The organism is Rathayibacter sp. AY1A7, assembly GCF_002930845.1.
GTDB lineage: Bacteria > Actinomycetota > Actinomycetes > Actinomycetales > Microbacteriaceae > Rathayibacter.
In genome coordinates this window covers 224717-247240 of the sequence record NZ_PSTL01000002.1, presented here as the reverse complement: position 1 = coordinate 247240, position 22524 = coordinate 224717, and the positions used below count along the sequence as shown (strand labels likewise).

The window sequence follows — 22524 nt, the reverse complement described above, 5'->3', positions numbered from 1 at the left end:
CCGCGCGCCGGAGCCGCACCGCCGCGGAGGGAGGGCCCCCTATCCCCGAGGTCCCATGCCCCACTCCCTGCGCCGTCCGCGTTCCGCCCGCCTCCCCGGCGCGCCGCGACTCGGGCGACTCCGAGGTGCTGCCCTGGCCTCCGCCGTCGTCGCGCTCGTCGCCGGCCTGCTCGTCGCCACTCCCGCCCAGGCGGTCGAGTACCCGTCGTGGGCCGACGTCGAGGCGGCGAAGGGCGACACCGCCGCCGCGGCCGCTCAGGTCGACCGGATCACGTCCCTGATCGGCGACCTCCAGAGCGAGGTCGCCTCCGCTCAGCAGCTCGCGCAGCAGCGCGGCGACGAGCACTTCGCCGCTCAGCAGGCGTTCGACGAGGCCTCGGACCAGTCGAAGAAGCTCGAGGACCGGGCCGCCGCCAGCGCCGAGGAGGCCGACAAGGCCTCGCAGCAGGCGGGCCTGCTCGCCGCGCAGCTCTACCGCAGCACCGGCACCGACCTGTCCGTCAACATCTTCCTCGACCAGAAGGCCGGCCAGGCCGACCAGCTGCTGTCGAAGATCGGGAGCATGACCAAGCTGGTCGAGCGCTCCTCCGCGATCTACGAGCAGGCCAGCACCGCCCGCAACACCGCGTCCTCCCTCGCCGACCAGGCCGAGGTGGCGCAGACGGAGCGCGAGCGCCTCCGCGTCGCCGCCGAGCAGAAGCTGGCCGAGGCGACCGCCGCCCAGGAGGCGTCCGAGGCCGCGCTCGCCGAGCAGCAGGAGCAGAGCGTCGTGCTCGAGCAGCAGCTCGCCGCGCTCCGCGACACCGAGTCGAAGACCGTGGCCGAGTACGAGGCCGGCGTCGCCGCCCGCGAGGCCGAGCGCCTCCGGAAGCTCGCCGAGGAGGAGGCCGCCCGTCAGGCCGCCGCCCAGGCCGAAGCCGCGCGCCGCGAGGCCGCCCGGGCCGCAGCCGCGTCCAGCGGCGGCAGCGGCGGCGGCGGGTACGTCGCCCCCTCGGGCGGCGGCGGCTCCAGCGCCGTCAGCGACTCCGGCTGGGTCCGCCCTGCCGGAGGCCGCATCACCGGCACCTTCGGCCCGCGCGACAGCATCTCGACCGGCGGAGGATCCTCCGGCTCGTACCACCGCGGCACCGACCTCGCGGGTGGCTGCGGCATCCCGATCTTCGCGGCGCACAGCGGCACCGTCTCCTACGCGGGCCCCAACGGCACCTACGGCAACTGGGTGCTGATCGACCACGGCAGCGGCATCAGCACCGGCTACGCCCACATCATGTCCGGCGGCATCTACGTCCGCGTCGGCCAGCAGGTCCAGGCGGGCGAGCAGATCGCCGCCGTCGGCTCGACCGGCGCGTCCACCGGCTGCCACCTGCACTTCGAGACCCGCGTCAACGGCTCCGCCGTCGACGCCCAACCTTTCATGGCCCAACGAGGAGTCACCCTTGGCTGACGCACAGACGACCGCACGCACCTTCACCCCGGCACCCCGGGAGCGCGCCTGGAAGGGCCGCCTCCCGCTCGTCATCTCCGCCGCCTTCGCGGTCACGGCGGTCACCGCGTCCCTCGGCATCACCCCGGCCCTCGCCGACGACGCGAAGTACCCCTCGTGGGACGACGTGCAGAACGCCAAGAAGGACGAGGCGAGCAAGCAGGCCGAGATCGACTCGATCACCGGCCTCATCGCGAGCCTGCAGACCGCGGTCGACGAGAAGTCGATCACCGCGATGAAGAAGGCCGAGGCCTGGCGCCAGGCCAAGGAGGCGCTCGACGCCGCTGCGAAGGCCGTCGCCGACCTCGAGGAGAAGGCGACCACCGCCTCCGCCAAGGCCCAGACCTCGAAGATGCGCGCCGGCCTGCTGGCCGCGCACCTCTCTCGCGCCGCCGGCGGCGACCTCTCCGCCAGCCTCGTGGCCAAGGGCAAGGACGCGGGCGACCTGCTCTACCAGCTCGGCGCGATGTCGCAGCTCTCGGAGCAGTCGCAGAAGGTCTACGCCGACGCCCTCGCCGACAAGCAGAACGCGGAGTCGCTCGGCGACCAGGCAGACCGCGCCGTCACCGAGCACCAGGCGCTCTCGGACGAGGCCGACGCCGCGCGCAAGGACGCCGACGCCGCCGCCGAGTCGGCCCGCGCGTCGCTCTCGGCGCAGGAGGAGAAGTCGCAGGAGCTGGTCGCCCAGCTCGCTCTGCTGAAGGACTCCTCGGTCGAGGCCGAGACCCAGTACCTCGCGGGCGAGCAGAAGCGCCAGGCCGACGAGGCCGCCGCCCAGGCTCAGGCCGAGGCGGAGGCCGCCGCTCAGGCGCAGTCCACCGCCCGCTCCGCCCAGCAGCAGTCCTCGGCGCAGGCCGACACCGCCGCCCCGTCGCGTCAGACCGCGTCCCTCCCGCAGCCCGCCGCTCCGCAGCCCGCGCAGCAGCAGCCGGCTCCGGCTCCGGCTCCGGCCCAGCCCGCTGCTCAGCCGATCGCCCAGCCGGCGGCTCAGCCGCTCCCGCAGCCGGTCACCGCTCCGGTCCTGGTGCCGACCAGCGGCGCCGTCGAGAACGCGATCTCGTACGCGATGGCGCAGCTCGGCGAGGAGTACGTCCTCGGCGGCATGGGTCCGGACCAGTGGGACTGCTCGGGCCTCACCAAGGCCTCGTACGCGTCCTCGGGCATCTACATCGGCACCCACTCGGCGACGAACCAGTACAACACCATGGCCGGCGCCGGCAAGCTCGTCCCCTACAGCCAGCGCCAGCGCGGCGACCTGATCTTCTGGGGCGGCGGCGGGGACTACTACCACGTGGCCATCTACCTCGGGAACAACCAGATCATCGAGGCCGCCGACTACGGCAAGCCCGTGCGCATCTGGAACACCTGGGGCACGCCCGCCGGCATGGTCGGCCGCCCGGCCGCCTGAGCCACGGCCACACAGCACAACGAGAGAACCCCCTCCTGTCGAGACGACGGGAGGGGGTTCCTTCGTTGATGCGAGGGGTCAGTGACCCTCTTCGGCCAGCTTCTTGATGCCGTCCTGGACGATCTGCTCCGCCTCGGCGGCGTCGCCCCACGCGTCGACCTTGACCCACTTGCCGGGCTCGAGGTCCTTGTAGCGCTCGAAGAAGTGCTTGATCTCGTTCTTCGTCTGCTCCGGGACGTCGCCGATGTCCTGGATGTGCTGCCAGCGCGGGTCCTTCGCGGGGACCACGATCACCTTCGCGTCGGAGCCGGCCTCGTCGCTCATGTTGAGCACGCCGACCGGGCGGACGGAGACGCCCACGCCCGGGAAGACGGGGTACTCGAGCAGCACCAGCGCGTCGACGGGGTCGCCGTCGAGGCCGAGGGTGTTCTCGAAGTACCCGTAGTCCGTCGGGTAGACGAAGGAGGTGAAGAGCACGCGGTCGAGGTAGACGCGACCGGTCTCGTGGTCGACCTCGTACTTGTTGCGGCTCCCCTTGGGGATCTCGACGACGACGTCGTATGCGGCCATGCTCTCTCCTTGAGTCGGTGGCGCCGTGAGCGGCGCATCGGCGGACGGATCGGCCTCCGGAACGCTCGCGCGGGTGCGCGCGCGGGAGGGGCGGATCGCTGGCATTACGTTACTTGATGTGCCCGATCGCCCCCGCCTGACCCCCGCCGTCGCCGATCTGCGGCGGGCGGTGCGCGAGAGCCTCGACGGGCTCGACCCCGGAGCGCTCGTGCTGGTCGCGCTGAGCGGGGGAGCGGACTCGCTCGCGCTCGCGGCGGCGGTCGCCTTCGAGGCCCCGCGGGGCGGGAGGCGGGCCGGCGCGGTGATCGTCGACCACGGGCTGCAGGAGGCGTCGGCGGAGGTCGCGCGGCGGGCGGCGGAGCAGGCGCACGCGCTGGGGCTCGCGCCGGTGCTGCGCGAGGTGGTGACGGTGTCCGCCGAGGGCGGTCCGGAGGCGGCCGCCCGCAGCGCGCGCTACCGCGCCTTCGACGACGCGCTGACCGCGACGGGCGCCGCCGCGATCCTCCTGGGCCACACCCTCGACGACCAGGCCGAGACGGTGCTGCTGGGGCTCGCCCGCGGAGCCGGTGCGGCCTCGCTGCACGGGATGGCGCCGGCCAGCGGACCGCTGCGGCGCCCGCTCCTGGGCCTGCGCCGCGAGACGACCCGCCTCGCCTGCGCCGACCAGGGGCTCGTGCCGTGGGACGACCCGCACAACGACGACCCCCGCTACTCGCGGGTCCGGGTGCGGAACCGTGTGCTGCCCGTGCTGGAGGACGAGCTGGGGCCGGGAGTGGCCCAGGCTCTGGCGCGCACGGCCGAGCAGCTGCGGGAGGACGGGGACGCGCTCGACGCGCTCGCCCTCGACTGGGCGCTCGAGCTGGTGGGCCAGGACGAGGCGGGGCACGTCACGGTCGACGCGCGCGGGCTCGCGGCGGACCCGCCGGCGCTGCGGCAGCGGATCATCCGCCTGGTCGTGGCGAACGAGTTCGGAGTCGCGCTCTCGCGCTCGCAGACGCTGGCGGTCGCCGCGCTGGTCACCGACTGGCACGGCCAGAAGGGCGTCGACCTCCCCGGCGTCCTCGCCACCCGCCGCGGCACCACCCTCGTCTTCGCACCCGCGGCCCCCTGACCCGTTCCCGCGACCCCCGGTCCCCGCGCGACGCCCGACCCCTCCCCGCGAGATGCCGCTCCGGCACGCGACTCGCCGGCGGAGGTGTACAGGAGCGGAGTCTCGCGGAGGGGAGACGGGGGCCGGGCACCCGTAGAGTGGCCGGGTGGAAGCAGCCGACATCGCCGACGACATCACCGAGGTCCTCTACACCGAGGCCGAGATCCACGAGCGGATCCGCGACCTGGCCCGCGCCATCGAGCGCGACTACGCGGGCGAGAACCTGCTCATCGTCGGGGTGCTGCGCGGCGCCGTGATGGTGATGGCCGATCTGGCCCGCGAGCTCAAGCTCGACATCGTCATGGACTGGATGGCCGTCTCGTCCTACGGGAGCGGCACCAAGTCCTCCGGCGTCGTGCGGATCCTGAAGGACCTCGACTCCGACATCACGAACCGCAAGGTGCTGATCGTCGAGGACATCATCGACTCCGGCCTCACGCTCTCGTGGCTGCAGGGCAACCTCCGCAGCCGTGGCGCCGAGTCCGTCGAGATCTGCGCGCTGTTCCGCAAGCCCGCGGCCGCCAAGGTCGAGGTCGACGTGGCCTACGTCGGCTTCGACATCCCGAACGAGTTCGTGATCGGCTACGGGCTCGACTACGCCGAGCGCTACCGCAACCTCCGCGATGTCGCCGTCCTCGCCCCGCACATCTACGAGTAGCCCCGCGGACACCGCGCAGGAGAGCCTCGAGCGGCTCTTCGCGGTGCCGCTGCTGGGCTACCACATGAGCTACCCGACCTCGCTGCGGGCCGACCTCGAGTTCAACTACTGGTGGCTCGCGCACGCGATCGACGCGGCCGTCGACGCCTTCGAGCGCACGGGCGACGAGGCGCACCTGGAGCGTGCCCGGCAGATCCACCGTGCGATCCGCCTCCGCAACGGCGGGCGCCTGGTCAACGGCTACTTCGACGACATGATGTGGCTCGGCGGCGCGCTCGCCCGCCTCGGGGAGGCCTCCGGCGACCCGCGCTTCCTCGACCGGGCCGACCGCCTCTGGCGCTTCGCCGTCGCGAAGGGGTGGAACCTCCGCCACGGGGCGAGCCTCGCCTGGCGCCGCCGGCAGCTCGACTACAAGAACGCGCCCGCCAACGGCCCGTTCGCGATCCTCGGCGCCCGCCTGGAGCGGCTGCGGCCCGACGGCCGGGAGGAGCTCTCGCGCGCCGCCCTCGACTGGATGCACGTGCGCCTCCGCGACGACGACACCGGCTTCGTCGCAGACGGCATCGGCCGCGAGGGAGGCTCCGCGCGCGACGACTGGGCCTTCAGCTACAACCACGCCGTCTACATCGGCGCGGCGCTCGCCCTGCACCGCCTGCGGCCCGACCCCCGCCTGGTCGCCCACGCCTCCCGCACGGCCGAGGACCTGCTGGACCGGCTCGCCCCCGACGGCGTCTTCGTCGACCAGGGCTCGGGGGACGGCGCCCTGTTCGGCGGCATCGCCTACCGGCACCTCGTCGACCTCGCCACGACGAGTGGAGTCGCGCCCGCGGTGGCGGCTCGCGTCCGCGGCTTCGTCGCCGGCAGCGTCGCCGCGCTGCAGAGCTCGAGCGTCCGCCGCGGCGTGCTGCTGGCCGGGCCCCGCTGGGACGTGCCTCCGTCGCTGCCCGCCACGCTCTCGGCCGAGATCGGCGCCGTGCTCGCCCTGGAGGCGTCAGCGCGACTGGACCGGTCGCCGGTGCCGTCAGACTGACGGGGTGAAGGCACCCGAGAAGCGCACCGTCGCCGTCGTGATCAACCCGAGCAAGTTCGACGACGTCGGCGCCGCGGAGGACCTGGTCGCGACGATCGCGCGCCGCCACGGCTGGAACGAGCCGCTCTGGTTCGAGACCAGCCCGGGCGACTCCGGTGCCGCCGCGGCCCGCGCCGCGCTCGAGGCGGGCCCGGACCTGGTGTGCTCGATGGGAGGCGACGGCACCGTCCGCGCCGTCGCCACGGTGCTGCGCGGGACCGGCGTCCCCTACGGCCTGCTGCCCAGCGGCACCGGCAACCTCCTCGCGCGGAACCTCGGGATCCCGCTCGGCTCGCTGCCCGAGGCGGTCGAGATCGCCCTGCTCGGGCAGGACCGCGCGATCGACGTGGGCACGGCCGCGTTCGACGACGGCGAGGAGCGGGTGTTCATGGTGATGGGCGGGGTGGGCCTGGACGCCGAGATCATGGACAAGACGGACGAGGAGCTGAAGAAGCGGGTGGGCTGGGGCGCCTACTTCGCGGCGGGGGCGCCGGCGATGTTCAAGGCCGGATTCGAGGTGACCCTCACGATCGACGGCGCTGAGGAGCCTCCGCAGCGCTGCTTCATGGTGCTGGCCTGCAACTGCAGCTCCGTGGTCGCGAACATCGAGCTGGCCGCCGGAGCCGTGCTCGACGACGGCGACCTGGAGCTGGTGCTGCTGCGTCGGCGCTTCGGCCTCGCGCTGGACGTGGCGACCGGCAACCGCAACGGGCTCGCCTCCCTCCGCCAGTGGCCCGGTCGCGAGTTCTCGTTCGAGCTCGACCAGCCGGTGCTCGCCGAGCTGGACGGCGATCCGGTCGGCCGCACCCGCTCCGGGCGCTTCGGCGTGGATCCGGGCGCCCTCCTCGTGCGCCTGCCGGTGCCGACGCCGCGGAGCCCGGGACTGACTCCGCACGACTCGGTGATCGTCGACACGTCCGCCATCGCGACGCTGCTCCCGGAGCCGCCCTCCTCCTGATGCTTGCGCGCTCTTCTTTACGGTTGTAAGTTATCTGACGGACGTAAAGAAGGCGCTCCTCGCGCCGGGAAGAAGGACCCCGTGACCGATCCGCGGCTCACCCGCTCGCGCGAGCTCCTGCTCACCGCGATCACGAGTGCCCTCGACCGCCCGGGCGACGACCAGCCCTCCATCACGGAGCTCTGCGGCGCCGCGGGCGTCAGCCGCCCCACGTTCTACCAGCACTTCGGCGATGTGCCGTCACTGATCGAGGCCGCCGCGGTGGAGCGGATGCACGCGCTGTTCGGTGACGTCGCTCCCGGCACCGCCCCCGCCGACTGGGAGGGCGCGGTCCCCCGCATCGTCCGCGGGCTCCTCGAGGGCCTGCTCGTGCACGCCGACTTCTACCGCCGCGTGCTGAGCGGAGGCACGGCCCGCGCCGTGCAGGAGTCGGTCGTCGCGTTCCTCGCGCAGCGGCTCCTCGCCTTCTCGCCCCTCGCCGAGCGCGGATCGGGCGGCGGCGACCACGCACGCGTCGAGCGCTTCGCCGTCCTCCTCGCCGCCGGCACCACCTGGCTGGTCGTCGGCTGGCTCCTCGACGGCGACGCCCGCCGTCCCGCGGCCTCGGCCTCCGCCGACATCGCCGAGCTCCTCGTCACCGGAGTCGCGTCGCCGCGGCTCGCCGCCCTGCACTCCACGAAGTAGAAGGACCATGACCACCTCCCCGCTCCGCCGCGCCCTGCGCGCCGTGAACCCGCGCCTCGTCGTCGTCTTCGCCGCGATCGCGCTCATCCCGCTGATCTACGCGGGACTGCTGACCTCGGCCAACCTCGATCCCACGCACCACCTCGACACGGTGCCCGCCGCGATCGTCAACGAGGACACCGGCGCGACTGCCTCGGACGGCTCCGCGCTCGCCCTCGGCGACGACCTGACCGAGCAGCTCACCACCGACACGTCCGGCTCGGACTTCGCCTGGACGGCGACCGGTGCCGACGAGGCGTCCCGCGAGCTCGCCTCCGGCGACGTCCTCGCCGTGCTGACGGTGCCGGCCGGCTTCTCGGCCGACGTCGCCTCTGTCGGCGGCGACGACCCCGCCGCGGCCGTGCAGGCGAAGCTGTCGATCGAGACGAACGACGCGGCCAACCTGATCGTCGGCAACATCGCCTCCACCATCGGCACCACCGTGACGAAGACGCTGGAGGAGAAGGTCGGCGCGACCTACCTCGAGAACGTCTACCTCGGCTTCACCGATGTGCACTCGAGCCTCGAGCAGGCGGCCGACGGCGCCGCTCAGCTGGCGGACGGCGCCGGGACCGCCGCGTCCGGCTCCTCCGAGCTGGTCGTCGGGCTCGCGCAGCTGCAGGACGGCACCGCGCAGCTGGCGACCGGCGCCGACTCCCTCCGCTCGGGCGCGGGGAGCGCGGCCTCCGGAGCGTCCGACCTCTCGTCGGGACTCCAGCGGATCGCGAGCGGGACCGGTCAGCTGCCCGACCAGGCGGCGGCGCTCGACACGGGAGCCCGCACGGTCGCCGACGGCGCCCAGCAGCTCGACGGCGGAGCGGCGTCGCTCGCCTCGGGCGCCGCCGACCTCGCCGCGGGGACGTCGACCCTGAAGGACGGCGCGGCCTCGGCGGCGTCCGGCGCCGAGGCGCTGGCCACCGGGTCCGCCTCCCTCTCCGACGGAGCGGGGAAGGCCCTCGCAGGAGCCCAGCAGCTCGCGACCGGCGCGGGAGCGCTCGCGACCGCCACTCCGGGACTCGCCACCGGAGCGACCGGAGTCGACTCCGGCCTCGCCTCCCTGCTCTCTCGGTACGACTCGCTGTCCGACGCCCAGCGCGTGGCCGAGCTGACCGCCCTCGAGCAGGGTGCGGCCGCTCTCGCGGGCGGAGCCGCCTCGGCGGACGCGGGCGCTCAGACGCTCGCCTCCGGTGCGACCGCGCTCGTCGGCGACGACGGCAGCGGACTGACGGCGCTCGCCGCCGGTGCCGCCACGGTCTCGGGCGGAGCCGCCGACCTCGCGACCGGCACCGCCGCTCTGTCCACCGGGGCGACCTCCGCCGCCGACGGCGCCCAGAAGCTGCAGACCGGTGCGCAGGCCCTCGCCCAGGGAGCTGCGACCCTCGACGGCGGAGCCGCGCAGGTCGCCGGCGGAGTGGACACCCTCTCCGGCGCGGTCGGCCCGCTCACCAGCGGGATCGCCTCCGCGGCCGCCGGCGCCTCCGACCTCGCCTCCGGGACGGCCGCCCTCGCGACAGGCGCGTCGGACCTCGCGGACGGCGCCGAGACCGCCGCGACCGGCTCGGCCGACGCGGCCACCGGTTCGCAGGACCTCGCCGACGGGATCGACTCCCTCGCCTCCGGATCGCGCACCCTCGACACGAAGCTCTCGGACGGCGCGGACGACGTGCCCACCTACACCGGTGAGCAGGCGCAGGAGCTCAGCACCGTCGCGGCCGCCCCGGTCGGGATCGACGCCGAGCGGATGAACCGCGTGCCGTCCTACGGCTACGGCCTCGCCCCCTACTTCATGGCCCTCGCGCTCTGGGTCGGCGCGCTGGCCTTCTACCTGATGAGTGCCCCGCTCAGCTCCCGCCTCCTCGCCGCGCGCCGTCCCGCCTGGGTCATCGCGCTGCGCAGCTACCTGCCCGGCGCGCTGATGGCGGTCGCCCAGGGCGTCCTGGCCGCGCTCGTCATCCGCTTCGGAGTGGGCGTCGAGGCGTCGAACCTGCCCGGGCTGATCGGGATCGCCGTGCTCACGAGCCTCACCTTCGTGGCGATCAACCAGGCGCTGATCGCGCTGCTGGACGCCCCGGGCCGGTTCCTGGCGCTGCTGATGATCGTGCTGCAGCTGTCCTCGGCCGGAGGCACCTACCCGGTCGAGACCGCACCCGCTTTCTTCCAGGCGATCCACGGCGTACTGCCGCTGACCTGGACGGTGGAGGCGTTCCGCTCGCTGATCGCCGGCGGCAGCATCGGAGTCGCGCACGCGGTCCTGGTGCTCGTGCTCTGGCTGGTCGGGGCGCTCGCCGTGACCGTGCTGGCCGCCGCCCGCCGCCGCCACGGCCTCGTGCCCGCCCTCCGCGACCCGGAGCCCCTCCTCGAGTCGGCCTGACGCGGACCGGGCGGGCCCGGCTTGTCCGTCCGCGCCTGCTGCCCCTTCTCGCGGCACGCCCCGCTCGGACGCCAGCGCCCCCCGAGACCGCAGTAGTCGTCGCTGTCGAGCTCGAGTGCGACAACTCCTGCGCTCTCGCGGCACGCCCCGCTCGAACACCTTCGCCCCCCCCGAGACCGCAGTAGTCGTCGCTGTCGAGCCCGAGTGCGACAACTCCTGCGTTCTCGCGGCGCGTCCTGCTCGGACACCTTCGCCTCCTTCCCGAGACCGCAGTAGTCGTCGCTGTCGAGCCCGAGTGCGACAACTCCTGCGCTCTCGCGGCGCGTCCCTACCGCCGAAGCGCCGATCCCCGCGACCTCCACCCGCAAGACAGAGGACTCGGACCGGGAAACGCGTGCCAGCGTTTCCCGGCAGTCCGACGCACCCCGCTCTGCGGAACGCACCATCTCGCGAAGCCGACCGCGCGCGGGGATGCGGCCCGCCGCATCCCCGCCGGACGGTGCCGACGCGTGTCAGCGTTTCCCGGCAGTCCGACGAGACCCGCTCTGCGGAACGCACCACCTCGCGAAGCCGACCGCGCGCGGGGATGCGGCCCGCCGCATCCCCGCCAGACGACACAGCCCGCGGCGGTTCGGCCCACGGCGAACGCGTGGGCGGCGCTCAGAGTGCGGGAGGTAGCCTGGCAGGCACAATCTCCTCGTCAGAAAGGCGCCGGGTGTCGCACCCGCAACAAGCATGAACGTGAAGCGCATCTTCCGGGGTCCCATCCTCTACGTCGTCCTGGCGATCGTCGCGGTGTGGATCGGCTCCTCGCTGATCACCATGTCCGGCTTCCGGCCGGTCACGACGCAGGAGGGTCTCGACCTCCTGAAGGACGGCAAGGTCGACTCGGCGAAGATCGTGGACGGCGAGCAGCGCGTCGATCTCACGCTCAAGCAGGCCGACGGAGACAACGGCACGCAGGTGCAGTTCTACTACGTGGCCCCTCGCGGCGCGGAGGTCGTCGACGCGGTGTCCGCGGCCGATCTCGGCAGCACCGGCTACAACGACGAGGTCCCGCAGACCAACTGGTTCCTCTCGGCTCTCGGCTTCCTGCTCCCCATCCTGCTGATCGGCGCGTTCTTCTGGCTGATGCTCTCGGGCATGCAGGGCGGCGGCAACCGCGTCATGCAGTTCGGCAAGTCGAAGGCGAAGCTCGTCTCGAAGGAGTCGCCCAAGGTCACGTTCGGCGATGTCGCCGGCGCCGACGAGGCGATCGAGGAGCTGCACGAGATCAAGGAGTTCCTCAAGGAGCCCGCGAAGTTCCAGGCCGTCGGCGCCCGCATCCCGAAGGGCGTCCTGCTCTACGGCCCTCCCGGCACCGGCAAGACCCTGCTGGCGCGCGCGGTCGCGGGCGAGGCGGGCGTCCCCTTCTACTCCATCTCCGGATCGGACTTCGTCGAGATGTTCGTCGGCGTCGGCGCGAGCCGTGTCCGCGACCTGTTCCAGCAGGCGAAGGAGAACTCGCCGGCCATCATCTTCGTCGATGAGATCGATGCCGTCGGCCGCCACCGCGGCGCCGGGATGGGCGGCGGTCACGACGAGCGCGAGCAGACCCTCAACCAGCTGCTGGTCGAGATGGACGGCTTCGACGTCAAGACGAACGTCATCCTGATCGCGGCGACGAACCGCCCCGACATCCTCGATCCCGCACTGCTGCGTCCGGGCCGCTTCGACCGCCAGATCGGCGTCGACGCCCCCGACCTGCTCGGCCGCAAGCGGATCCTCGAGGTCCACGGCCGCGGCAAGCCGCTCGCCGGCGGAGTCGACCTCGAGGTCGTCGCCCGGAAGACCCCGGGCTTCACCGGCGCCGACCTGGCCAACGTCCTCAACGAGGCCGCGCTGCTCACCGCCCGCTCCAACGCGCAGCTGATCGACAACCGCGCGCTCGACGAGGCCATCGACCGCGTCATCGCGGGGCCGCAGCGCCGCACGCGGGTCATGCGCGACAAGGAGAAGCTGATCACCGCCTACCACGAGGGCGGACACGCTCTGGCGGCGGCGGCGATGCGCCACACCGACCCCGTGACCAAGGTCACGATCCTTCCGCGCGGTCGCGCCCTCGGCTACACGATGGTTCTCCCACTGGAGGACAAGTACTCCACGACCCGCAACGAGCTCCTCGACCAGCTCACGTACGCGATGGGCGGTCGCGTCGCGGAGGAGATCGTCTTCCACGACCCCACCACCGGAGCGTCGAACGACATCGAGAAGGCGACCTCCATCGCCCGCAAGATGGTCACCGACTACGGCATGTCCGCGAACGTCGGAGCGGTCAAGCTCGGCCAGTCGTCGGGCGAGATGTTCCTCGGCCGCGACATGGGCCACCAGCGCGACTACTCCGAGCAGATCGCCGAGACGGTCGACGCCGAGACGCGCCAGCTCATCGAGCAGGCGCACGACGAGGCGTGGCAGGTCATCAACGACAACCGCGACATCCTCGACCGCCTCGCGATGGAGCTGCTCGAGAAGGAGACGCTCGACCACGACCAGCTGGCCGAGATCTTCAAGGACGTCCGCCGCATCGACGAGCGCCCGCAGTGGCTCTCGAGCGACAAGCGCCCCCTGTCCGACCTGCCGCCCATCGCGGTCCCGGTCGCCAAGGCGCCGATCGACTCGGGTGCGACCGACGGGGGAGTCTCCTCCGCTGGTGCCGACGAGGTCGCGCCGAAGCGCCCGCCGCTGATCAACCCGCGCCCCGCGACGGCGTAGCGCGCGCGTGCCCGTCGACAAGGCGCGCATCGAGGCGGCCGTCGCCGAGATCCTCGCGGCCATCGGGGACGACCCGGGCCGCGAGGGACTCCTCGACACGCCGCGGCGGTTCGCCGAGGCGTACGAGGAGTTCTTCGGCGGGTTCGACGACGACGCCGCAGCCCAGCTGACCGAGACGTTCGCGGTGGTCGAGGGCGGCCAGGAGTCGCCGCTCGACCAGACGGTGATCGTGCGCGACCTCGCCTTCCGCTCCGTCTGCGAGCACCACCTCCTGCCGTTCCTCGGCGTCGCGCACATCGCCTACCGGCCGCGCGAGCGGGTCGTCGGCCTCGGCCGGCTGCCGCGCGTGGTCGAGACGGTCGCGTCGCGACCGCAGATCCAGGAGCGGATGACCGAGCAGATCGCCGACGCGCTCGAGCAGGGCCTCGCTCCCGAGGGAGTGCTCGTCGTGGTCGACGCCGAGCACGGCTGCGTGCGGATGCGCGGGCCGCGCCAGACCGCGAGCTCGACCGTGACGGTCGCCGCCCGCGGCTCCCTCGCCGACCCGGCCGCCCGCGCCGAGATCATCGCGCTGATCGGCGCCGCGCGGGGGGAGTGACGTGGCCACCACCGTCGCCGACCTCACGCCGACCGGCCGCGCCGCGCTCCTCGGGATCCTCAACGTCACTCCGGACTCGTTCAGCGACGGCGGACGCTGGCTGTCCGTCGACGACGCCGTCCGCCACGGCCTCGACCTGACCCGGCCCGCCGGGGACGGACCCGCCGCGTTCGGCGCGGACCTGGTCGACGTCGGCGGCGAGAGCACCCGCCCCGGTGCGGCGCGCGTCGACTCCGCCGCCGAGCAGGGCCGCGTGCTGCCCGTCGTCCGCGCCCTCGCCGCGGAGGGGGTGCGCGTCAGCATCGACACGATGAGCGCTGCCACAGCGGAGGCCGCTCTGGACGCGGGCGCCGTCGTCGTCAACGACGTCTCCGGCGGCCTCGCCGATCCGCGGATGCTCCCGCTCGTCGCCGAGCGCGGCGCCGTCTACATCGCGATGCACTGGCGCGGGCACAGCGCGGGCATGACCGCTCTCGCCTCCTACGGCGACGTGGTGGCGGACGTCCGCGGCGAGCTCGAGCGCCGCGTCGACGCCGCCCGTGAGGCCGGGATCCGGGACGACCGCCTCCTGCTCGACCCCGGCCTCGGCTTCGCGAAGGTCGGCGCGCACGACTGGGCGCTGCTGGCAGGGCTCGACGCGATCGTCTCGCTGGGCTTCCCGGTCCTGGTCGGCCACTCGCGCAAGCGGTTCCTCGCTCCGTTCGCCCCCGCCGGCGCCCCGGCCGCCGAGCGCGACGAGGTCTCCGCCATGCTGAGCCTCATCGCCGCCGAGCACGGCGCCTGGGGCGTCCGGGTCCACGACGTCCGCTCGTCCGCCCGTGCCCTGGCCCTCGCCGCCCGACTCCAGGAGGAGACCCCGTGACCGCGATCGACCCCGCCGCCCTCGCCGTGCGCGACTCCATCACCCTCACCGGGCTGCGCGTGCGCGCGCACCACGGCGTCTTCGACTTCGAGCGCGAGAACGGACAGGACTTCGTGATCGACGCGACGGTCTGGCTCGACACCGCGCCGGCGGCCGAGGGCGACGCGCTGGCCGAGACGGTGCACTACGGCGAGCTCGCGATCGCCCTGGCCGACGCGGTGACCCGCGACCCGGTCGACCTCATCGAGACCCTGGCCGAGCGCCTCGCCCGGGTCGCCCTGGGCTTCGCCGCCGCCGACGTCGTCCGCATCACCGTCCACAAGCCGGACGCGCCGATCCCGCTGCCGTTCGAGGACGTCGCCGTGCAGATCACGAGGACCCGCTCGTGAGGCCGCGGCAGGAGCGCGTCCGCCCGGTGCGCCACGTCGTGCTCGCGCTCGGCAGCAACCTCGGCGACCGCCTGGCGCACCTCGAGGAGGCGCTGCGGGCCCTCGCCACGACGCCGGGCCTGCGCATCGAGGCGGTGTCCAAGGTCGTCGAGTCGCCCGCGTGGAAGCCCGAGGGCGTCGACGAGGACGCGCCCGGGTACCTCAACGCGGTCGTGACCGGCTCGACCGTCCTCGAACCCGACGACCTGCTCGCGGCGACGGCGGCGATCGAATCGGCCGGCGGCCGGATCCGCGGCGAGGGCGAGGAGCGCTGGGGCGACCGGACCCTCGACATCGACGTGATCGCGGTCGGCGGCGTGCTCCGCGACGACCCGCACCTGACCCTCCCGCACCCGCGGGCGGCCGAGCGGGCCTTCGTGCTCGAGCCCTGGCTCGACGCCGAGCCGGCGGCGGTCCTTCCCGGGGCCGGACCCGTGGCCGAGCTGCGCGCACGGGCGACCGACCGCGTGACCGACCACCCGGCCGGGCTGACCTGGCCGGGGCGCGACTCCGCCCGCGGCACCACCGCCGACCCCGAGAGCAGGACCCCGTGAGGCGCACCCGCATCAGCACCCTGCTCGGACTCGGCCTCGCCGGGGCCGTCGCGGGGTTCCTCCTCGACCTCGCGATCGCCGCCGCCGGCCGCCCCGTGCTCATCCCGCCGCTGACGGTTCCGCTGACCCTGATCGTGGTCGCGGCCCTCGTGCTCGGCTTCGCCGTCCCGATCCACCGCGCCACGAAGGGCACGCTGCGCCGGCCCATCGATCCGTTCCGGGCGATGCGCGTCGTGGTGCTGGCGAAGGCGTCCAGCCACGTCGGTGCTCTGCTGCTCGGAGCCTCCGGCGGCATCCTGGTGTACCTGCTGAGCCGTGCGATCCCTTCGCTAGGCTCCGTGTGGCAGGACGTCGCGACCATCGTGGGTGCGCTCGTCCTGCTGGTGGCCGGCCTGGTCGCCGAGCACCTGTGCACCATCCCGCCGAGCGACGACGACGACACCGCCGTCGGCGAGGTGAACCACGCCTGACGCCGACGCCCGGATCGCCGCGGGCAGTGAGGACGACGCCATGCCCGCCGAGCCCGAGGACGCGTCGCCGACGACCCGCCGCGACGCGAGGGGACGCCGGCGGGACCGCCTCGACATCACGGGGGAGTGGCGCCGCGTCTCGCCCCGGTACGTCGCGGTCGAGATCGTGTCGGCCGTCGTGTCGAGCGTGCTGCTGCTCGCCGTGCCCGTGGTGCTGATGCTGATCGGCCTGCCGTGGGGCTGGATCCCGCTGGCCGCCGCGGCCATCCTCGCGGTGACCCTCCTGATCGTGGCCCCGCGCCGTGCGCGCGCCTACGGCTACCTCCTGCGCCAGGACGACCTCCTCTTCCGCCGCGGCATCATGTTCCAGCGCTTCGTGTCGGTGCCGTACGGGCGGATGCAGCTCATCGACGTCAACCGCGGGCCGCTCGCCCGGGCGCTCGGCCTCGCCGACCTCCGCTTCGTCACCGCCGCCGCGGCGACCGGCGTCAGCATCCCGGGCCTGGCCGAGCAGGACGCGGAGGAGCTCCGCGACCGCCTGGTCGAGCTCGCCGAGTCGCGCCGGGCCGGCCTGTGACCGAGCTCCGCGCCGTCGAGACGGACCTGGCCGACGGGGAGTGGCACCGCCTCCATCCCGCGACCCCGGTCCTCAAGGGCGGGATCGGCCTGCTGGTCGTCCTCGGCATCGTGATCACGAACCTCCGCGAGCGCCTGGTCGAGCTGTTCCTGCCCGGGCCGGAGGGGTTCGAGAGCGGCGATCCGGTCGACGAGCTGCTGCGCCGCGGTCTCGTCGGCTGGGCGCTGCTGGCGGTCGCGGTGGGCCTGGCGGTCGCCGTCTTCGCGTTCTGGCTGTCCTGGCGGATGCACACCTTCCGCATCACGGACGAGCTCGTCGAGGTGCGCTCCGGCGTGCTCTTCCGGACCAACCGGCGGGCGCGGCTGGACCGCATCCAGGGCATCGCGGTGCAGCGTCCGCTGTTCGCGCGGCTGTTCGGAGCCGCGAAGCTCGAGGTGAGCGTGGCCGGGCAGGACGCGAACGTCCAGCTGTCGTACCTCGGGTCGCGCTTGGTTGACGCCCTGCGCCGCGACATCCTGCGGCTCGCGTCCGGGGTGCGCGAGCGGGAGGCGACGGTCGACGGTGCGGCTCCGGCGGGCGGGTTCCTGGCGCGCCGGCTGGAGGAGTTCGGCGAGCCTCAGGACGAGACGCCGCCCGAGTCGGTCGTCTCGATCCCGCCGGGCCGGCTCCTCGGCTCGCTCGTCTTCAGCGGCTTCACCCTGTTCCTGGCCGCCTCGGTCGTCGCCGTGGTGTTCGTCGCCGTCTACGGCTCGCCCTACGTGCTCTTCGCGATCCTGCCGGGCCTGATCGGCTCGGGCAGCTACTACGTCCGCCAGTTCGTGCGCTCGCTCCGGTACTCGATCGCCGCGACGCCCGACGGCGTGCGGGTCGGCTACGGCGTGCTCTCGACCAGCAGCGACACGATCCCGCCCGGCCGGATCCACGCCGTCGAGATCACGCAGCCGCTGCTCTGGCGCCCCTTCGGCTGGTGGCAGGTGCGGATCGACCGCGCCGGCCACGCGGCCTCCCGCGGGGCGAACGGCGAGCCGAACACCACGATCCTGCCCGTCGGTGACCTCGCCGCGGTCGAGCGCGTCCTCGCCCTCCTGCTGCCCGGACCGGCCGAGGGAGCGGAGTCGACGCCCGTCGGAGACGCACTCCGGCACCGCGACGCCGCCGGCTTCACCCGGGCGCCGCGCTCGGCGGTGTGGCTCCGCCCCTTCTCGTTCCGGAGGACCGGGTACCGGCTGACGGACGAGGTCGCGATCCTGCGCAGCGGAGCGGTCTGGCGGCGGGTCGCCGTGGTGCCCCTGGCGCGGATGCAGAGCGTCGGGGTCCAGCAGGGACCGCTCCAGCGCCTGCTCGGGCTGGCCTCGGCGCGCGTGCACACGGTGGCCGGCCCCGTCACTCCGCTCGTGCCGGTGATGAGCGCGGCCGACGGACTCGCCTTCTTCGAGAGCCTCGCGACGGCCGGAGTGCGGGCCGCCGACCGCGACGCGAGCCACCAGTGGGGGCGGCGCGCGGCCGCACCCGCCCTGCCCGACTGGCCCGCTCCGGAGGGGGAGCCGCATGCCTGAGAACCGCCGCGACGGACGCTTGGGCGTCGGCGTGATCGGTGCCGGACGCGTGGGCCCGGTGCTCGGTGCCGCGCTCGCCGGGGCCGGCCACGCCGTGATCGGGATCGCCACCACCAGCGAGAGCGGCCGCGAGCGCGCCGACGCGCTGCTCCCCGGAGTCCCCGTGCTCGCGATCCCCGAGCTCGTCGAGCGCAGCGAGCTGGTGATCGTCGCCGTCCCCGGGAGCGAGATCGCCGCCCTGGTCGCGGGGCTCGCCGCGACCGGAGCGTGGCAGCCCGGCCAGCTGGTGCTGCACACGGCGCCTGAGCACGGCTACGGGGTGCTCGCTCCGGCGCTCGCCTCCGGGGTCATCCCCCTGGCAGTCCACCCGGCGATGGCCTTCAGCGGCACCAGCCTCGACCTGGCGCGCCTCGCCGAGACCTACTTCGCCGTGTCGGCACCGGGCCCGGTGCTGCCGATCGCGCAGGCGCTGGTGGTCGAGATGGGCGGGGAGCCGGTGACCGTGGCGGAGTCGGACCGCGCCGCCTACGCGGAGGCCGTCTCGACCGCCACGACCTTCTCGACGGCGATCGTCGACCAGGCGGCGGGACTGCTGGCGGGCATCGGCGTCGAGAAGCCGGGCTTCTTCCTCTCCAGCCTCGTCCGCTCCTCCGTCGACGACGCCCTGCGCCGCGCGGCGGGCTGACGCGCGGTGCCGCTCGTGACGCCGCTCCCCGGGTGGGACGCCGCTCGGGAGGCGGTGCCTCGCGGAGGAGCACGGCGTCCCGGTGCCGAGGGCCCCGGCGGCCGCGGGACCGCCGGTAGCATCGTCGGGTGATCAGCACCGTCCACCGCATCGGCGACCTCCGCGAGCGGCTGCAGGAGGCGCGGCGGGCCGGTCGGCGCATCGCGCTCGTGCCGACGATGGGCGCCCTGCACGCCGGGCACCTCGCCCTCGTCGAGCGGGCGCGCGAGCTGGCCGACGTCGTCGTCGTGTCGGTGTTCGTGAATCCGCTGCAGTTCGGTCCGACCGAGGACCTGGACCGCTACCCGCGCGACCTCGAGGGCGACACCGCCCTGCTCGACGCGGCCGGGGCCGACCTCCTCTTCGCCCCGGGAGTCGCCGAGATGTATCCCGACGGGCCGTCCTCGACGCGGGTCGTCGCGGGCGAGGTCGGCGGCCTCTACGAGGGGCGCGCGCGGCCGGGCCACTTCGACGGGATGCTCACCGTCGTCGCCAAGCTCCTGAGCATCGCCCAGCCGGACGTCGCGGTCTTCGGGCAGAAGGACGCGCAGCAGCTGTTCCTCGTGCGCCGCATGGTCCGCGACCTCGACCTGCCCGTCGCGATCGAGGGCGTCGGCATCGTGCGGGAGGAGGACGGGCTCGCCCGCTCCAGCCGCAACCGCTACCTCGACGAGGAGCAGCGCCGCGCGGGCCTCGTGCTCCCGCGCCTCCTCGCGGCCGCCACGGAAGCCGCGGACCGCGGTGCCGCCGCAACGATCGAGGCCGCCGAGGCCGTCGCGCACGCCGAGCCGCTCGTTAAGCTGGACTATCTCGTCGTCGTGGATCCCGCGACGCTCCTCCCGGTCGACGCCGACCACCGCGGCCCGGCACTCGTGCTCGTCGCCGCGATCGTCGGCACCACCCGCCTCCTCGACAACGCCCCGATCCTGCTCGCCTGATCGCGGCCGTCCGCCCCGAACCGAAAGCACCGCGACCCCTCATGGCCGACACCCCCGACGTCCCCGAGACCACGACCCCCGCCGCCGAGCAGTCCGACTCCGAGCAGGCCGCCGCCGAGCGGGCCGCGCAGCAGGAGGCCTCCGAGCAGAAGGCCGTCCGCCTCGCCAAGCGCGAGCGCCTGCTCGAGCTCGCGGGCGACGACCTCGGCGCCGGCGCCTACCCCGTCGCGGTCGGAGTCACCGACACCATCGCGGCCGTCCGGGCGCGCCACGAGGGCATCGAGCCGGACGTGAAGACCGGCGAGCGCGTCGGCCTCGCGGGCCGCGTGGTGTTCCAGCGCAACACGGGCAAGCTCTGCTTCGCGACGCTGCAGGCCGGCGACGGCGAGCGGATCCAGGCCATGGTCTCGCTCGGCGACGTGGGCGAGGAGTCGCTGGCGGCGTGGAAGGAGCTCGTCGACCTGGGCGACCACCTCTTCGTCGAGGGCGAGGTCGTCTCGAGCAAGCGCGGCGAGCTGAGCGTGTGGGTGTCGGAGTGGACGATCGCCGCGAAGGCGATCCTGCCGCTGCCGAACCTGCACAACGAGCTCGGCGACGAGACCCGGATGCGCCAGCGCTACCTCGACCTGATCGTGCGCCCCCAGGCCCGCGAGACGGTCGTCACCCGCGCCCGCGTGAACGCCTCCCTCCGCGACACCTTCGCCTCGCACGAGTTCCTCGAGGTCGAGACCCCGATGCTGCAGGTGATGCACGGCGGCGCCTCCGCCCGCCCCTTCGCCACGCACTCGAACGCGTTCGACACCGAGCTGTACCTGCGCATCGCGCCCGAGCTCTACCTCAAGCGCGCCGTCGTCGGCGGCATCGACCGGGTCTTCGAGATCAACCGCAACTTCCGCAACGAGGGCGCCGACTCCACCCACTCGCCCGAGTTCGCGATGCTCGAGGCCTACCAGGCGTACGGCGACTACAACTCGATCGCCGACCTGACCCAGGAGCTGATCCAGAACGCGGCCCAGGCCGTCGCGGGCTCGCACGTGGTCACCTGGGCCGACGGCACCGACTTCGACCTCGGCGGCCGGTGGGACCGCATCTCGATGTACGAGAGCCTGTCGCTCGCGGCCGGCATCGCGATCACGCCGGAGACGGAGCTCGCCGAGCTCGAGACCCTCGCCGCGCGCGAGGGCGTCGAGGTGCACGTCCCCACGCACGGCAAGTACGTCGAGGAGCTGTGGGAGCACTTCGTGAAGGGCGGCCTGACGCGTCCGACCTTCGTGATGGACTTCCCCGTCGACACCTCGCCGCTCGTGCGCGCGCACCGCAGCATCCCGGGCGTCGTCGAGAAGTGGGACCTCTACGTCCGCGGCTTCGAGCTGGCCACCGGCTACTCCGAGCTGATCGACCCGGTCGTGCAGCGCGAGCGCTTCGTCGAGCAGGCCCGCCAGGCCGCCGCGGGCGACGACGAGGCGATGCGCCTGGACGAGGACTTCCTCCGCGCCCTCGAGCACGGCATGCCCCCCACCGGCGGCATGGGCATGGGCATCGACCGCCTCCTGATGGCGATCACCGGCCTCGGGATCCGCGAGACGATCCTGTTCCCGCTCGTCAAGTAGGGTCGCAGGAGCCGAGGGGGAGACATGGTCAGGGCATCGAGCATCGTCGCGGCCGTCGCGGCGGGCGTCCTCACGATCGCGCAGTTCGGAGTGGGGACCGCGGTCGCCGCGAGCGTCCTCACCTCCTCCGGCGACGTCGGCACCGCGCTGGCCGACCGGCGGGCGGCCGAGGCGTTCACGCCCGACCCCACGATCGCCGGCTTCGCGGAGCGGACCGCCATGTCCGACCGCGGCCGCGCCCTCTACTACGCGTCGAGCCCGTCGGTCGAGCCGACCGCCGGCTTCAACGACCTCTGCGGCTACGGCGCCTCCGACGACATCGTCCTCGGCTGCTACACCGGCACCAGCATCTACATCTCGGACGTCGCCAACCCCGACCTCGACGGGATCCGCGACGTGACGGCGGCCCACGAGATGCTGCACGCCGCGTGGGTGCGGCTCGACGCGGAGGAGCAGGCCGAGCTGGGCGACGAGCTCGAGGCCGCGTACGAGTCCCTCCCGCAGGACGGCACGATCGCCGAGCGCCTCGAGCTGTACCGCACCGGCGGCCTCGGCGAGCGCGTCAACGAGCTGCACTCGATCCTGGGGACCGAGGTGGCCGACCTGCCGCCGGCGCTCGAGGCGCACTACGCCGAGTTCTTCGACGACCGCTCGGTCGTCGTGGGCCTGAACGCCCGCTACGAGGCGGTCTTCACCGATCTCGAGAACCGCATCGAGGACCTGGTCTCCCGGATCGAGACGATGTACGCCGACCTCACGGCGCGGGTCGACGCGAACAACGCCGAGTACGACGCGCTCAACGTCGAGATCGACGACTTCAACTCGCGCGCCGACAGCGGCGACTTCGGATCGACGGCCGAGTTCGAGACGGAGCGCGCCGATCTGCTCGCCCGCAGCCAGGCCGTCGACGCCACCCGCGCCGCCATCGACGCGGACATCGCTGTGTACGACGGCCTGCGCTCGGAGCTGGAGGGCCTCAACTCCGACGCCGCGGCGCTGAACAAGTCGGTCGAGAGCCAGTAGCGCCCAGCGCCCGCGAAGGCCGCTGGGCGCACGGGCCTCCGGG

At 73.7% G+C, this 22524-nt stretch carries 21 protein-coding genes; 20 read left to right on the top strand and 1 reads right to left on the bottom strand.

The genetic code is table 11. The features are described from left to right. Nucleotides 1-55 precede the first annotated feature (55 nt). Complete coding sequence (locus tag C5B95_RS03330; RefSeq protein WP_104348460.1) at nucleotides 56-1444, top strand: peptidoglycan DD-metalloendopeptidase family protein; 1389 nt, start codon at nucleotides 56-58, stop codon at nucleotides 1442-1444. Further along, complete coding sequence (locus C5B95_RS03325) at nucleotides 1437-2891, top strand: C40 family peptidase (protein WP_104226017.1); 1455 nt, start codon at nucleotides 1437-1439, stop codon at nucleotides 2889-2891. Before C5B95_RS03330 ends, C5B95_RS03325 begins: the two co-directional genes overlap by 8 nt. A 78-nt stretch (nucleotides 2892-2969) precedes the next feature. Here the strand turns inward: C5B95_RS03325 and ppa are convergent, their stop codons facing one another. Beyond that, nucleotides 2970-3461, bottom strand: coding sequence for an inorganic diphosphatase (gene ppa, locus C5B95_RS03320; protein ID WP_068255683.1), 492 nt, complete (start codon nucleotides 3459-3461; stop codon nucleotides 2970-2972). Between the two features lie 118 nt (nucleotides 3462-3579). Between ppa and tilS the strand changes: the two genes are divergently transcribed. The 18 genes from tilS (at nucleotide 3580) to C5B95_RS17355 (ending at nucleotide 22481) form a co-directional block, all read left to right on the top strand. Then, nucleotides 3580-4572: a tRNA lysidine(34) synthetase TilS gene (gene tilS, locus C5B95_RS03315; RefSeq protein ID WP_104348459.1), complete on the top strand. Its 993-nt coding sequence runs from the start codon at nucleotides 3580-3582 to the stop codon at nucleotides 4570-4572. Between the two features lie 145 nt (nucleotides 4573-4717). Then, a complete protein-coding gene (hpt, locus tag C5B95_RS03310) occupies nucleotides 4718-5269 on the top strand; it encodes a hypoxanthine phosphoribosyltransferase (RefSeq protein ID WP_104325861.1) in 552 nt (183 codons plus the stop codon). Then, entirely contained in the window at nucleotides 5235-6299 is a 1065-nt protein-coding gene (locus tag C5B95_RS03305; protein ID WP_104348458.1) for a glycoside hydrolase family 76 protein, read from the top strand. The genes hpt and C5B95_RS03305 overlap by 35 nt, the downstream gene beginning before the upstream one ends. Before the next feature lie 4 nt (nucleotides 6300-6303). Next, nucleotides 6304-7296 carry a diacylglycerol kinase family protein gene (locus C5B95_RS03300; RefSeq protein ID WP_104234307.1) on the top strand — a complete coding sequence of 331 codons (993 nt, stop codon included), beginning with the start codon at nucleotides 6304-6306 and terminating at the stop codon, nucleotides 7294-7296. 81 nt (nucleotides 7297-7377) lie between these two features. Next, on the top strand, nucleotides 7378-7980 hold the full coding sequence (locus C5B95_RS17360; protein ID WP_104224106.1) for a TetR/AcrR family transcriptional regulator: 603 nt from the start codon (nucleotides 7378-7380) through the stop codon (nucleotides 7978-7980). A gap of 7 nt (nucleotides 7981-7987) precedes the next feature. Beyond that, nucleotides 7988-10390, top strand: a complete 2403-nt coding sequence (locus C5B95_RS03290; protein WP_104348456.1) for a YhgE/Pip domain-containing protein — start codon at nucleotides 7988-7990, stop codon at nucleotides 10388-10390. A 735-nt stretch (nucleotides 10391-11125) separates the two neighbouring features. After that, on the top strand, nucleotides 11126-13141 hold the full coding sequence (gene ftsH / locus C5B95_RS03285; protein ID WP_104224104.1) for an ATP-dependent zinc metalloprotease FtsH: 2016 nt from the start codon (nucleotides 11126-11128) through the stop codon (nucleotides 13139-13141). Between the two features lie 7 nt (nucleotides 13142-13148). Further along, nucleotides 13149-13739 (top strand): GTP cyclohydrolase I FolE, encoded by a 591-nt coding sequence (gene folE / locus C5B95_RS03280; protein WP_104224103.1) that lies wholly within the window; start codon nucleotides 13149-13151, stop codon nucleotides 13737-13739. A gap of 1 nt (nucleotide 13740) precedes the next feature. After that, complete coding sequence (gene folP, locus C5B95_RS03275; RefSeq protein ID WP_104224102.1) at nucleotides 13741-14601, top strand: dihydropteroate synthase; 861 nt, start codon at nucleotides 13741-13743, stop codon at nucleotides 14599-14601. Further along, nucleotides 14598-14990, top strand: a complete 393-nt coding sequence (gene folB / locus C5B95_RS03270) for a dihydroneopterin aldolase (protein WP_104347803.1) — start codon at nucleotides 14598-14600, stop codon at nucleotides 14988-14990. The genes folP and folB overlap by 4 nt, the downstream gene beginning before the upstream one ends. Continuing rightward, nucleotides 14987-15583 (top strand): 2-amino-4-hydroxy-6-hydroxymethyldihydropteridine diphosphokinase, encoded by a 597-nt coding sequence (folK, locus tag C5B95_RS03265; protein WP_104309500.1) that lies wholly within the window; start codon nucleotides 14987-14989, stop codon nucleotides 15581-15583. Before folB ends, folK begins: the two co-directional genes overlap by 4 nt. Next, nucleotides 15580-16053 (top strand): DUF3180 domain-containing protein, encoded by a 474-nt coding sequence (locus C5B95_RS03260; RefSeq protein ID WP_104224100.1) that lies wholly within the window; start codon nucleotides 15580-15582, stop codon nucleotides 16051-16053. Before folK ends, C5B95_RS03260 begins: the two co-directional genes overlap by 4 nt. Nucleotides 16054-16093: 40 nt before the next feature. Continuing rightward, nucleotides 16094-16630, top strand: coding sequence for a PH domain-containing protein (locus tag C5B95_RS03255; RefSeq protein ID WP_104348455.1), 537 nt, complete (start codon nucleotides 16094-16096; stop codon nucleotides 16628-16630). Then, nucleotides 16627-18186 carry a PH domain-containing protein gene (locus tag C5B95_RS03250; RefSeq protein ID WP_104238409.1) on the top strand — a complete coding sequence of 520 codons (1560 nt, stop codon included), beginning with the start codon at nucleotides 16627-16629 and terminating at the stop codon, nucleotides 18184-18186. The genes C5B95_RS03255 and C5B95_RS03250 overlap by 4 nt, the downstream gene beginning before the upstream one ends. Beyond that, on the top strand, nucleotides 18179-18871 hold the full coding sequence (locus C5B95_RS03245; RefSeq protein ID WP_104224097.1) for a Rossmann-like and DUF2520 domain-containing protein: 693 nt from the start codon (nucleotides 18179-18181) through the stop codon (nucleotides 18869-18871). The genes C5B95_RS03250 and C5B95_RS03245 overlap by 8 nt, the downstream gene beginning before the upstream one ends. A 128-nt stretch (nucleotides 18872-18999) precedes the next feature. Further along, a complete protein-coding gene (gene panC / locus C5B95_RS03240) occupies nucleotides 19000-19848 on the top strand; it encodes a pantoate--beta-alanine ligase (protein WP_104326417.1) in 849 nt (282 codons plus the stop codon). A gap of 41 nt (nucleotides 19849-19889) precedes the next feature. Continuing rightward, nucleotides 19890-21458, top strand: a complete 1569-nt coding sequence (gene lysS, locus C5B95_RS03235; protein WP_104348454.1) for a lysine--tRNA ligase — start codon at nucleotides 19890-19892, stop codon at nucleotides 21456-21458. 24 nt (nucleotides 21459-21482) lie between these two features. After that, nucleotides 21483-22481, top strand: coding sequence for a hypothetical protein (locus C5B95_RS17355; protein WP_181067984.1), 999 nt, complete (start codon nucleotides 21483-21485; stop codon nucleotides 22479-22481). The last annotated feature ends 43 nt before the right edge of the window (nucleotides 22482-22524 follow it).

Excerpts from the sequence above, each read along its gene's own strand:
- C5B95_RS03290 (WP_104348456.1), top strand. The coding sequence starts at position 7,988 with ATGACCACCTCCCCGCTCCGCCGCGCCCTGCGCGCCGTGAACCCGCGC.
- ftsH (WP_104224104.1), top strand. The coding sequence starts at position 11,126 with ATGAACGTGAAGCGCATCTTCCGGGGTCCCATCCTCTACGTCGTCCTG.
- C5B95_RS03305 (WP_104348458.1), top strand. The coding sequence starts at position 5,235 with ATGTCGCCGTCCTCGCCCCGCACATCTACGAGTAGCCCCGCGGACACC.
- C5B95_RS17355 (WP_181067984.1), top strand. The coding sequence starts at position 21,483 with ATGGTCAGGGCATCGAGCATCGTCGCGGCCGTCGCGGCGGGCGTCCTC.
- C5B95_RS03330 (WP_104348460.1), top strand. The coding sequence starts at position 56 with ATGCCCCACTCCCTGCGCCGTCCGCGTTCCGCCCGCCTCCCCGGCGCG.
- C5B95_RS03255 (WP_104348455.1), top strand. The coding sequence starts at position 16,094 with ATGCCCGCCGAGCCCGAGGACGCGTCGCCGACGACCCGCCGCGACGCG.
- lysS (WP_104348454.1), top strand. The coding sequence starts at position 19,890 with ATGGCCGACACCCCCGACGTCCCCGAGACCACGACCCCCGCCGCCGAG.
- ppa (WP_068255683.1), bottom strand. The coding sequence starts at position 3,461 with ATGGCCGCATACGACGTCGTCGTCGAGATCCCCAAGGGGAGCCGCAAC.
- C5B95_RS03245 (WP_104224097.1), top strand. The coding sequence starts at position 18,179 with ATGCCTGAGAACCGCCGCGACGGACGCTTGGGCGTCGGCGTGATCGGT.